The sequence below is a fragment of the Companilactobacillus alimentarius DSM 20249 genome, assembly GCF_002849895.1.
GTDB lineage: Bacteria > Bacillota > Bacilli > Lactobacillales > Lactobacillaceae > Companilactobacillus > Companilactobacillus alimentarius.
On record NZ_CP018867.1, the window covers coordinates 2,118,379 to 2,130,674 of the forward strand.

Annotated in this window: 12 protein-coding genes; all 12 read left to right on the plus strand. The window is 34.9% G+C overall.

All coding sequences use genetic code 11. The features are described 5' to 3' along the window. The first annotated feature begins 119 nt into the window (after positions 1-119). The 12 genes from LA20249_RS10095 to LA20249_RS10150 all read left to right on the plus strand — a co-directional run bounded on the left by LA20249_RS10095 (position 120) and on the right by LA20249_RS10150 (position 12,296). A complete protein-coding gene (locus LA20249_RS10095; protein ID WP_057737616.1) occupies positions 120-323 on the plus strand; it encodes a DUF1659 domain-containing protein in 204 nt (67 codons plus the stop codon). Positions 324-336: 13 nt separating this feature from the next. Further along, on the plus strand, positions 337-579 hold the full coding sequence (locus LA20249_RS10100; RefSeq protein ID WP_057737614.1) for a DUF2922 domain-containing protein: 243 nt from the start codon (positions 337-339) through the stop codon (positions 577-579). A 326-nt stretch (positions 580-905) separates the two neighbouring features. Then, positions 906-2,378: a hypothetical protein gene (locus LA20249_RS10105; RefSeq protein WP_057737612.1), complete on the plus strand. Its 1,473-nt coding sequence runs from the start codon at positions 906-908 to the stop codon at positions 2,376-2,378. Positions 2,379-2,990: 612 nt separating this feature from the next. Then, positions 2,991-3,959, plus strand: a complete 969-nt coding sequence (locus LA20249_RS10110) for an ABC transporter substrate-binding protein (RefSeq protein WP_057737610.1) — start codon at positions 2,991-2,993, stop codon at positions 3,957-3,959. A gap of 94 nt (positions 3,960-4,053) precedes the next feature. Continuing rightward, the gene (locus LA20249_RS10115) at positions 4,054-5,073 is read left to right on the plus strand and encodes an acyltransferase (RefSeq protein ID WP_146983819.1); all 1,020 of its coding nucleotides are present in this window, start codon (positions 4,054-4,056) and stop codon (positions 5,071-5,073) included. A 97-nt stretch (positions 5,074-5,170) separates the two neighbouring features. Further along, a complete protein-coding gene (locus tag LA20249_RS10120; protein ID WP_057737606.1) occupies positions 5,171-5,410 on the plus strand; it encodes a hypothetical protein in 240 nt (79 codons plus the stop codon). A gap of 127 nt (positions 5,411-5,537) precedes the next feature. Further along, on the plus strand, positions 5,538-7,268 hold the full coding sequence (locus LA20249_RS12000; protein WP_057737604.1) for a glucosaminidase domain-containing protein: 1,731 nt from the start codon (positions 5,538-5,540) through the stop codon (positions 7,266-7,268). 184 nt (positions 7,269-7,452) lie between these two features. After that, positions 7,453-8,199 carry a hypothetical protein gene (locus tag LA20249_RS10130; RefSeq protein ID WP_057737601.1) on the plus strand — a complete coding sequence of 249 codons (747 nt, stop codon included), beginning with the start codon at positions 7,453-7,455 and terminating at the stop codon, positions 8,197-8,199. 161 nt (positions 8,200-8,360) lie between these two features. Beyond that, positions 8,361-8,852: a sigma-70 RNA polymerase sigma factor region 4 domain-containing protein gene (locus LA20249_RS10135; protein ID WP_057737599.1), complete on the plus strand. Its 492-nt coding sequence runs from the start codon at positions 8,361-8,363 to the stop codon at positions 8,850-8,852. Positions 8,853-8,957: 105 nt separating this feature from the next. Next, entirely contained in the window at positions 8,958-9,932 is a 975-nt protein-coding gene (locus LA20249_RS10140; RefSeq protein ID WP_057737597.1) for a peptidoglycan recognition protein family protein, read from the plus strand. Positions 9,933-10,060: 128 nt separating this feature from the next. Further along, positions 10,061-11,482 (plus strand): hypothetical protein, encoded by a 1,422-nt coding sequence (locus tag LA20249_RS10145; protein WP_057737595.1) that lies wholly within the window; start codon positions 10,061-10,063, stop codon positions 11,480-11,482. Positions 11,483-11,495: 13 nt separating this feature from the next. Further along, on the plus strand, positions 11,496-12,296 hold the full coding sequence (locus tag LA20249_RS10150) for a YdcF family protein (protein WP_057737593.1): 801 nt from the start codon (positions 11,496-11,498) through the stop codon (positions 12,294-12,296).

A 12,296-nucleotide genomic window follows, 5' to 3' on the forward strand; every position in this document is an offset into this window, starting at 1 on the left:
TGTTCAAAAAATTTACGAGAAATATTTCCGTTTTGGATACTTTCAAACGTTACTATTTGTGTAAGTTACTTGAAGCCGGCTGATAAGTTCTTACAAAATAAAATTAAGAGGTAATCATAATGTGGAAGAAAACATCTATTATCGTAACAATGGCTAATGATAATTATCCAAATGGCAAGCGAGCAAAAACTTTTAATAATATAGTAGAAAAACCAACTGAAGAACAAATTGCACTGTTCACTCAAGGACTTCTAATGCTATCTGACGGCGATTTACTTTATGGAACAGAAGTAATCAAACACAACACACTAGACGTTAAATAAAAGGGGATAAATTATGAAAAGATTACAATTGAAATTTAAGACAGCAGATGGTCATAATAAGAACTTAGTTTTGGACTATGTTAAAACGGACTTAGATCCAGCAACCGTAAAAAGCGCCATGGAAAAAATCAGTGCCAGTAAATTATTTGAAAAAAGTACTGTGCAACTTTATCAAGAAGTATCTAGTGCCAAATATGTTGAACGGATTGAAAGCCAAGTATTCGAAGCCCTTTCAACTACTGATAAAAATTATTAAAATATTTAAGGTATAAACCTTGAGCCTGCGTCTTATTTAGAATAGAATAAGAGTAGGCTCTTTTGGGTTATTGAAATTTGTGATGTCAATACTTAAAACATTAAATGCATAATATTTAGTCATTTTCTCTTGAAAAATGTTGAATTGAGTGCTTTTCTGCAATAAATGTTACAAAACTGTGATATTTAATACAGAAGTGTTACAAAAGTAGGGACTTTTTAAATTTCAGTTGATTCACAAGCCGTTGTTTCATATAATGGTTGTCAGTGGGATAGCCCCACGACAATTAAAATAATAAATTCTTGTAGTCCAGGGGAGGATTAACATTGAAAAAATCTATTAAATACGCAGGAATCGCTGCTGCTACACTTCTAGCTGTTGCACCAGTTGCTGCTCCTGTTGTTTCAAGTGCTTCAGAAACTACTGTACAAGCTGCAGATGCAAGTTATACAAATAACACAGATGCAAATGCTTGGTTAGGCCAATTTGCTGATAAAACATTTGCTACTGGTGCTGATATTCCAACAACTAGCTTAACAACTGGTAATAACCTATCATTGTCAGCCGCAACATTTGCTGGTGATCCATTGATTGCTAGTTCAAAGGTAAGTAATCCAGTAGAAAGCAACTCATTTGCTGGTGCAACTGATACAAAGATTACTTCAGTACAAGCATATGCTATTGATGAAAACGGTAATGTTGCAAGTAATGCAATGTCAACTTCAGATATCAATACAAGATTGTCAAACCAATTAGGTGGCGGTGTTCAAATTCAGTTTGGATACTCATACAAGACATCATCTGATGCAGCTGCTGTAACAGGTACAAAGACAATCAACTTTAAGTATGCTAAGGCTGCCGCTACAACATCAGTTACAAAAGCTGCTGCTACATACACAACACCAATCAGTGTTGAAGCTGGTTCAAAGGCTGCCAATACACAATTACAAAGTTCATTAAATCTTTCATTGAAAGACCAAAATGCTAAGGAATTAGTTGGTAATACTGATGAAGTTGCATCAGTAACACCAACTGCTAACTACTTTAAAACACTTAAGGGTGCTGAAAATTCAACAAACACAACTGGCGATGCTGTATTAACAGATGGTTTATTTAAAGCTAATACTACATATTACCAACGTGTTACTCTTACATCAACAAAGAGTAGTGCTTTAGATAATTACTTGACAGCACAAGAATCAAACGCTGATGGTTCATATACTATTAATGGTGTTTCATATGCAAACACAAATAATGGTTATATTGCTGCAGGTGACACAAACAATGGTGCTTCAGTGACATTTGTTCGTGAAATCAATGTTGGCTCTACAGAAGCCGCAGGTTGGACAACTTCAGATATTGATGGAGTAGTTACAACAAAGAGTGACAACTCATTCTATACTTTGAAGAATGATGATAATGTTACTGTTTCAAACCGTGGTTTGGGCGCAAACACAGCATGGTTGACAGACAAGGTTCGTACAAATGCTAACGGTGACAAACAATACCGTGTTGCTACTGGCGAATGGATCGACGCTAACAACGTAACATATGCTAAGAAGGGTGAAAACACAGGTCTTCAAAACATTAAGACTGTTTCTGGCGTTGCTACTTTGACAAAATCAAAGGGCTATGTTATGACATTGTTCGGTGACAATGGCGAAGCTCGTAACTTGAGTCTTGCTTCACCATCAGCATGGAGAGTTGACAGAACAGCTACTGATGCTAATGGAAATACATACTACCGTGTTGCTACTAACCAATGGTTACAAGCCGGTGAAGGTGTTTCATACAAGTAATTTCTAATTACTGAAATCAAAGGACTCGCGTAAGCGAGTCTTTTTTTTTGCTTTTTTTAGAATATGAAATTTAAAAATCAAAAAAGAGACCATTAACTTCATGGTCTCTACCGCTTTGATATATTTAAATTATGAATTTTTGTTTTAAAAATTTAATCTTTAAAAATCTTATTAATTCCACCCTACAAAACATTTAATGATTTGATTTTCAAAACAATCTTCTATTTAAACATAAAATATTATTAATATTATAGAAAACTTTCAATTCTTATGGAGGTGATTAAGAAAAATAACCATGTAAGGGAGCATGACCATATTATTCTTGCGAAAAGATAATCATTTTCTATAGATTTATCTTAGTATATAAGATTATATTTTAGTGTGGTTTGTCATAAAGTATGCGATTCTTATCATAATCAAATATTTAATAAGTGTTTTTTAGATGAAAATAATTTAGTCTAGATTATACTCTTTCAAATAATATCCATTGGTAATGATTCTATAGAATAAATAATTCTAAAGTTTCTCTCAATTAACCTTGATAAGGTAGAAAAGACAACTCCCTTTACGTTATTATGAAAAGTGAATAATAACGTAAAGGGAGTTTTTATATTGAAGATCTTAAAGAAAATAAGTATCTTTTTAGCAGTTTGTCTCTTAGTTCTTAGTTCATTTTCATTTATTGGAATTAAGAAGGTCTCGGCTGCCGATACTGACAGTAATAGTCAAGTGCAGTATACGATTGGAACAACTAAGAATGTTCCCTCTGCAATTGCTGCTATGGGTAAGAATTTAAATAGTTATAGTAAGAGTAATTTAAGTGCCGATGTGAAAGCCTATGACTCAACTAAGGATTTGAATAATGCGATTGAATCTGGAACTGTCAATGCAGCTGTAACTGATTTGGTTAATTATGCTGCTTTGTCAAAGAAACACTCCAATTGGAAGATTGCAGGAACAATGCCTGGTTATTATGGACTTGTTGCTAATAAGAAATATAAGAGCGTTAAGAAATTAAAACATAAAACAATTGCTGTAGATAAGAGCAATTATTCAAGATTTTATTTGAAGAAAGCTCTAAAGAAAAATAAATTGAAGTTATCCAATGTAAAATTAAAACAAATTGATTCTGAGGCCGATCGTGTCAGTGCCTTAAAGGATGGCAGTGTAGATGCTGCTGTTTTACAAGATCCATCTATCAGTGAAGCTAAGGCTAATGGTGACAAGGTTGTCAACAAAGATAAGATTAAAGCTGATAACGGTAATGTTTTAATTATTAATAATGATTATGCCAAAAAGAATGCATCAAATACTAATATTCTTTGTACCGTTATTAATGAACAGATTAGAACTATTAACAAGAGTGATTCATATATGTTAACTAATAATTCATTCTCAGAATACGATGTCAGTGGTAAGGCTGTACAAAAGTTGAACGCTATGACTGTTAGTTTTAAGAAAATGCATCGAGTAAAGAAATCTGATTTTAAGAAAGCCTTTAAGTATGCTAAGCAACAAAAGCTCTACAAGGGCAAGATTAGCTATAATAAATCAACGATTTCAGTTAAAGGTATTAAGTAATTCAAAAAAAGTTCATCAAAAGGCGATGGACTTTTTTTGTACCCAAAATTAATGGTAAAATATTCCTATTATCAATTGATTTGAGGAAAGACTATTGAAGAACAAGAGATTAATATATGTGGATACGATTAGAGTTTTTGCCATGTTATTAGTGGTCTTAGCGCATTCCTGTGCTGACGACTTAATAAATCGACAAGCAACTTTAAAATGGGGTATGGTCAATTCCTTGGTGACAATCACTGAGGTTGCTGTGCCACTATTCTTTATGATTAGTGGTGCAATGATTTTGAATAGTTCTAAGACATATAATTTAAAATATTTATTTGCGCATCGCTTAGTGAGAGTGGTTGTCCCATTTCTGGCATGGTCTGTGATTTCGGCTTATCTAGCTCGAGTTATGACTGGTCCAGTTGACATGAGAGACTTCACTAATACCCTGTTGATGATGTATCATAAACCAGTTTTGATAGCTTATTGGTTCATGTATCCTTTGATTGCTCTGTATCTTTTATCCCCATTTTTAAAAGCAATTGCGGACAAAATTGATGATAAAATGCTAATCTATCTATTAATTCTTTGGGTTGTAATTGACATTGCTTTACCAACTTTAACAACTAATACTCCCAAGAATATCGGTGTCTATTTCAATTCTTTTGGCTTAGGTCGAGTTGTTGTATCAAAAGATGTAGGTTACTTCTTTATTGGATATCGAATATCTAAAATTGATAGACATAATTTGAAACTAAGTATGAATATTTGGGCGATGGTCTTGTTAATGGCAGTCAATATTTTAATTAGTTTTGTCAGTTTGAATAAGAATTTTCAATTCTTAAATGTTATTTCGAGCATTAACGTTCCAATTATTGCGGCATTGATCTATATGTTGTTTAAGCGTTATGAGCCCAAATATACCAAAGGTTTTTCCCGAGTAATCGAAGTAATAGCGCCGTTAACGTATGGTGTTTATCTAGTGCACGGATTGGCGATTCAATTGGTTAACAAATATTACATCAATGCAAATTTCCTATACGTATGGGTATTAGCAACTTTATTATCGATCGTAATAATTTTGATTCTAAGCAAGATACCAATAGTGAATAGAATTTTGACATGAGGATACCAAAAAAAGTTAAATTGACCCGTATTGCGGGTCTTTTTTTTATCTGATAATGTATAATATAACTAACATGAAGTTAAAAGGTGGTATTACAATGCTTGAAAAAGTAAATGGAATTGTTAAAGTAACGCAAGATGATCGTTACGTAGTCTTCTTGTTTGATAATTTTGAGGTCAATCGCAAGATGCTTCAAGATAAATATGTCAAAGGTCAAACCGCTTGGTATACTGATGCCAAAGGAACTGGCGACGATGGCAAGTCTTTTTATCGCATTGCAGAAGATGGTGAATGGATCGAAGCCGAATACGTCGATTTCATTCCAACCGAAGACTAATGTTACCAGAGATTTAAATAGTAAAAAAAGTTTAAAAATATCCAAATTTCTTAAGGTTTTATTGTTTGTCTTCCGATTAAATAGTAGTCTAGGCGTAAATAGACAGGAATTTGGGAGGAGACAAATTATGAATAAAAAATGGGTTGCTTCGACTGCTCTGGCTAGTTTCTTAGCAGCTGTCGGTGTGTCTTCAAATGCTTCTCCAGTGAAGGCTGCAGTCTCTGATGATGAGGATCATCAAGCTGATAATCAGGATGAGAAAACATCTGATACTAAGGATACGACGGTAGCCAGTGTAATGGATCAAAATGGGGCTCCCTTAGATGATAAGGTAGCCGATGCAATTGAGAGTAACGCTCAGACTGAGAATCGGAGTATTCTACCAGCCAATGCTGTGAAAGCTATTACTGAGGCTGCAACGACTAGTGGTGTAACGAAGGCTCAACAACAAGCCTTTTTGAACAAGGTTGCCCCAATGGCTCAACAGGCAGCTTCAAAATATAACTTGTATACATCGGTTATGTTGGCTCAAGCAATTTTGGAAAGTAGCTGGGGAACTTCTACTTTATCTTCACAATACAATAATTATTTTGGAATAAAAGGTAGCTATCAGGGCAGTTATGTTTCAATGCCTACGACAGAGTGGAGTGCGGATAAGGGTTATTACACAATTTATGATAACTTTAGAAAATACCCATCTCCATATGAATCATTCGCCGACAATGGTGATAAATTAAGAAATGGTATTCAAGGCGATAGTACTTTTTATAGAGGAACTTGGCGTGAGAATACATCGTCTTATAAAGATGCTACAGCTTGGCTGCAAGGACGTTACGCAACTGCACCAACTTATGCATCGGTACTAAATAATATAATTGAGAGCTCTAATTTGACACAATATGATGGAAAAGCCAGTACAAATGGTACTGGAAATGAAAATGAAATTAACGGAACTCAGACACAAATGAGTGACGTAGCTACTGTTACAAATAAAAATGCGGCAACAATTTATATCAATGCTGATCCCAATAAGGTTGTGGCTAATCGTTCATTGGCCTATAACACTGATTGGAAAGTAACCTCAAAAGTGGTTACTAGCGATGGAACAACTTACTATCAAGTTGCGACGAATGAATTCGTCAAAGCTAGTGACGTTCAATTAGCTTCTGAGAAAACTAATCCACCAGTTGCTATAGCTGATACGGCAATTGTCATCAACGCTAAGGGTTCAGTTGTTTATCGTCTGCCTAATTTAAGTACAGCAACTAATCGAATTCTGCCTTATCAGTCAGCTTGGATTACAACGAAGTATGTAGTCGACAACTCTGGCAACAAATTCTACTTTGTCGGCAATGATTGTTATGTTAAAGCTAGCGATGTGACTCTTAAGTCAGAACAATCAGATGGCGATTATACTCAGGATAAAGTAGAAGCTTATCCAGACATCGTTAAGATCGTCGCTAATCCGGGTGCTAAAGTCTATGATTCAAAACATGATCTGTTAGCTGTCAGTTTATCGAATGGAACTGATTGGAAGATAGATCAAAAGGCGACACATTCTGATGGTTCAATCTGGTATCGTGTGGCAACTAATCAGTGGGTCAGTGCTAATGATGTCCAAGTTAAGGGATCTAACTATGTAACCAGTGTTGAAGGAATGGCGAAGATTAACTATATTCCAGGATACGGGGTTAACGTCTACAATAGTCCTGCTGCGAATAACAAGTTCACAGGAACTCGTTTGGCTGATGGAACTACTTGGAGAGTAACTTCAAAACAGATTGTTGATGGTCAAACTTGGTACAAAGTTAATGCTGGTTGGGTAAATGGTAAGTACTGTATTTTCACAACCGATTAAAAATTTTTAAATAAAAATAGCTTCACAAATGAAACGTCTTCTGTCCCAAGGGATAGAGGACGTTTTTTGCTTTTAAAAATTACGAAAAAAAGTCCCAAAAGCTATATCTTAAAATGGTAGATTACTGTTATATTCTTAGCATACCCGTGAATGATGGGTAAATTAGGAACTTGGAGGAATTAATATGATAGTGCCTATGGAAATAAGCAAAATCGTATTATTAGAAAGTAATTTACAACCTTTTCACAGTGTCGAAAAGTTCGCAGTTGATAACCAGATTATTGCACTTTTCGACGTTTCCAAGAATAATGTAGAAGGTAATTCAATTGTGTTTCATGAGAAATATGGCATTTTCACTGACGCCAGAAGCACCAAGCAAATAATGAATGAGCTTTACGAAGTTAACGGTTGGGGCTTTGCCATGGCTAAATTTTTAATGAATTACTTTGGAATTACCCATCACACACCGTTTATTAACAATTGTTTTGCCTATATGCCGATGACTGGGGCTAGTCGTCGCAATACTGATTGGATTGCGATTCATTTTATTGAGCTCTATCAGATTGAAACCAAAAGGATTCTTTTCATCACTAAGCAGGGAAATAAGATCTGGTTAGAATTTCCTCGTGGCGATTTTGAAAAGAGAATTCATGACGTCTGTCTCTTGATTCAGGCCTCAATCAAGGTTTTCGAAGTCTTTCTCAAACAAGGCGGTTGTCAATTGCACTATCCTCCAGAACAACTTTTTTTAATATATAGTAAGTGTCGTTGTAAAGCCTATAATAAATTACGGTTACTAGAAGATCTAGAAATGGTTTGTCGTCTCATCATAAAATTTCTTTTGGATAATCAAGGGATAGAGTCTTTGGGTAAAGAAGAGACTGAGAAATTCTATCTTCAAAATTTAGAAAGAACTAAAAAACTTTATTAGTTGCCAAAATCAAAAAAGAACACCTTTTATAGGGTGTTCTTTTTAAAATACCTTGAAAAATCCGCAAGGTTAGTCAGTTTTGGCAACTAAAAATTTGATTGGAAATTAGTTATTCTAGTCCTACCACAAGCGCTTGTGAGTAAAACTAGGAGTGACTCACAATGGAATTACAATCAGGATTTGAAAATGCTATGTTGAACCAACAATTGATCCATGGTGTATTGAAACGAGTTCATATTTATCCGACTCGATTTGATTATGATGATTATTTTCAAGAGGCAACGATTATTTATGCTCAAACTTATGTGGATTATTGTCGGCGTGATGGGGATTTAGGAAGAATTAAGCCTTATATTTTTCAAAAATTGGTGTGGCGGTTGACTGATATGTTGCGTCAGGAGAAGAAATATCATGATTTCCATTCTTTAGAAGAATTCGATTTTCAACGGGTACCTGAAAATGAAAGTTCGGCGATGCTTGATTTCATTGACTGGCAAAAATTAACTCTTTTAGAGAGAGAAATGTTGCAGGAACATTTCATTCAGAACCGACCACTCTCGATATTGGCTAAGTGTAAGAATACCTCGACACGTAATTTGAGGTACCGCCGTGATAGGCTTTTGAAAAAATTACGAGAAATGGAACAACAGTGAACTTTACTATCTGTTTACAGATTCGTTACTTTTGTCAAAAAAGGCTCAAAGGTTGTTATAATTCATGGGTTAAGGAAATTAACCGTGGGAAGGGAATTATATATTATGGTCTCAAAAAAAATTATTACGAGCATCGCTACATCAGCTGCTCTTGCTAGTGTAGGGTTTGCGACTGTTGGACAAGTGGTTCCACAATTTGGCAACCAAGTTCAAACTGCCCAAGCTGCTACTTCAGCAATTAACGATTACATTAATAACAACAACATTCAACCAGTATCAATTCAATATCGTACTGGTACATTCAGTAGATATTTTGGTTATGAAAATGGTGTGGGTAAACCAGAAGGGGTCGTTATTCACGAAACTGCTACACCTGGTGCTACAGCTGAAAATGAAGTAACTTATTTCAATAGAGAATGGCCTACAATTCAGACATATGTCCATGCTTTTGTTGATGATAAGGAAATATTAAATATCCATAGTGCCGATTATGGTGTTTGGGGAGCTGGTCAAACAGCTAATAGTAAGTATATCCAAGTTGAATTGTGTGAAGTTAACACAACTGACCAATTTGCTAGATCTGTGGCTAACCAAGCTTACTATACAGCCTTTAGATTAGTTCAATATGGATTGCCATTTACACCAGGTAAGACAGTCGTATCACATGATCAAGTTTCTAGAATGTATGGTGAAACATCACATACTGATCCAGTTGGCTACTTTGCTAAATGGGGCTACAGCATGGATCAATTCTACGATCTAGTTGGCAAGTATTACAATCAATTGAAGACAAATGGTTCAACTACTAATAATGGTAGTGAAAACAATAATAGTAATACTAATTCAAATAACACTAACGGAATTATTCGTGTTAAGGCTACTGATTGGTCATATGTTATCTTGTATAAGTTGAATAATGACGGAACAATGAGTAAGATTTCTAACCGTGCATTGTCTAACGGATCCGATTGGCAAACTGATCAAACTAAAGATATTAATGGTGTGAAATATTATCGTGTTGCTACCAACGAATGGGTACCACAAGATAAAGTTTCACAAATTATTAAGCCTTTAGCATAATCTTATTAATAATAAAATATTATAAAAGACACGCTGTCAAGCGGGTCTTTTTTTGCTATCATTATTCAATAATAGGGGATAGTCTAAAAGTTGTATAATTGTCTTCGGAAAGGCATTGAATAAACAATATGATCAAAAAAATTTTAATGGTTCTCGGTATTTTGTGTCTCTTTCTTACAGCTTCAGGATGTAAGGCTAAGGAAACTGAGAAGTTAGTTTCCAGTAACAAGACTTGGTATCTGTATCAGGACCAAGGAGAAAATGATACTGTTTCAATAAAATTTTTAAAAAATCAGCGTGCAGAAGTCAAAGATGTATCTAACATCAATGGCAAAGTCGGAATCAATCGCTTCAACAGTCAGTTCAATAATCCACAGTATGTTTTGAATCGAGACGGTCGCACGATTACCTTCAAGACGGCCAAGAAGTATCTGACTTTGAAAATTTTGAAGACTTATCATGAAAACGTTTATGGCAAACATATGAAGGGCTATTCCGTTGAGTCAGGCGGTGAAACTTACAAATTAGCTTATATAACTAAATTTGATAAGCCTACAACTAATGTTACTGAGCAAGCTAAATCTCAGACAATTGCTGCTAATCAATTACCCGATCATATTGTCGATGTGACTACGAATGCTAAGCCGTTAACGAGCAATAATTCGATGATAGGTAATTATAATTTTTCAACAATTATCGACTATCGAAGAACAGATGGCAATTTAACGATTAATCAAAATGGCACTTATCAGATGACCTTGACGGAACACTCCGCGCAGAGACTAGCCGAAGAAACTGATAGTAAAGTCGTGATGAAGACTGTAGTAGAAAGTGGTCAAGTGCAGAATTTATATGGCAAAGTATATCTCACTGCGAAGAATCTTTTGACGATTGATTACTACTATCACGGTCAGAATACAGATAAGCTTTTGCCACAAAGCGTTAATTTGAAAGTTGATTCTAAATCGACTGGCAATCAGATCAATCGTTCAAAGATTCGAATTGAAGAAGATAATAAACAACTCTACCTCTATTCCAGCGATTATACGGTTCGAGTCCAAGATGGGCAGACGAATAAGAATGCTAATCTCTTAACTGAATCAAATACCGAGCAAACTAGTTTAAGAGATGCCATCAGTCAAACCAAGTCCTATTATGAGAACTATAAGGAAAATCCATTGACATCAAATGCTGATTTAATGCAGTTGGTGGGTGCGATTTCCGATAATAATGATAAAAAAGTTGGCAAGATAAAGGTAAATTTTGGTGCTAAGTATGGGACCAATCTACAGCCATCTGATTATCAGGGAATTAGTGTCAATGGAAGTAAGCAACCACTGATGCAATACATGTTTTTGGTTTCACCGGCGGCTTATTCACAAAATGGACCAGCTGTAACGACTACTAAGGGCAAGTTTTTAATTTATGGTTCATTGGATAACAAACTATTTCTTTTGAAACAGCCAGATAAGGATTCAACTACCGTAACTTGGACTTTAGTAAAGGACTTTTCTTTAACAGTGCCGAAATTAAAATTCAGCTTAGATTAAGCTTGGGGGAAAAATGAACTTATTATTAATGCTAATCGTAACTGCTATTGAAATAATTATTATTTACAACATGAGATATGCTTACAGTCGCTTACCAATTTTTGCTATTGGCGTATCGGTAATAACAATTACGCTTTTCTATGCTATTTCTACAATTACCTTAGATAAATATGTCAGAGCCTATACATTCAATTTTGCGACAATTGACTTGATCCTTTTGGTTATCATGTTGGGTTACATGTATCAATTGAAGTACGACTTGAAAAATTTACCAGCGGCTAAACAACCTGATTACCTAGTTGTTTTGGGAAATAAGTGTATGAGTCAGCATATAACTCCTATTTTGATTGAGCGATTGAACAAAGCAATTAGTTTATATAAGAGATTTGATAAGAAACCAAAGATTATCGTCACTGGAGGCAAAAGTTCTGTAACCTTGGATGTTACAGAAGCCGAATTGATGAAAAAGTACTTATTGTCCCAAGGAATTGCAGAAAATGTTATCTTAATAGAAGATGAAGCGATCAATACAGTTCAAAATTTGGAATATTCAGCAATTGAAATTCATCAGGATTGGCAAAAAAATACTCGTCCAAGGGTTATCATAGTAACAAGTGACTACCATATTCCTAGAACTAAATGGCATGCTAAAAAATTAGGATTAAAAGTTCAGTTAGCATCAGCGAAAACTCTTACGTTGCTAAAACGACCAGCCATGTTCAGAGAATTTACGGCAATCATCTGGTATCATCGTTATTCATTGTTGACTTTATTAGGGATGGATTTCGTTTTTTCGTTAAGTATGTGTATGTGA

Bases quoted from the DNA above. Each gene is read 5' to 3' on its own strand.
- LA20249_RS10095 (WP_057737616.1), top strand. From the start codon at position 120: ATGTGGAAGAAAACATCTATTATCGTAACAATGGCTAATGATAATTAT.
- LA20249_RS10150 (WP_057737593.1), top strand. From the start codon at position 11,496: ATGAACTTATTATTAATGCTAATCGTAACTGCTATTGAAATAATTATT.
- LA20249_RS10140 (WP_057737597.1), top strand. From the start codon at position 8,958: ATGGTCTCAAAAAAAATTATTACGAGCATCGCTACATCAGCTGCTCTT.
- LA20249_RS12000 (WP_057737604.1), top strand. From the start codon at position 5,538: ATGAATAAAAAATGGGTTGCTTCGACTGCTCTGGCTAGTTTCTTAGCA.
- LA20249_RS10100 (WP_057737614.1), top strand. From the start codon at position 337: ATGAAAAGATTACAATTGAAATTTAAGACAGCAGATGGTCATAATAAG.
- LA20249_RS10130 (WP_057737601.1), top strand. From the start codon at position 7,453: ATGATAGTGCCTATGGAAATAAGCAAAATCGTATTATTAGAAAGTAAT.
- LA20249_RS10145 (WP_057737595.1), top strand. From the start codon at position 10,061: ATGATCAAAAAAATTTTAATGGTTCTCGGTATTTTGTGTCTCTTTCTT.
- LA20249_RS10120 (WP_057737606.1), top strand. From the start codon at position 5,171: ATGCTTGAAAAAGTAAATGGAATTGTTAAAGTAACGCAAGATGATCGT.
- LA20249_RS10135 (WP_057737599.1), top strand. From the start codon at position 8,361: ATGGAATTACAATCAGGATTTGAAAATGCTATGTTGAACCAACAATTG.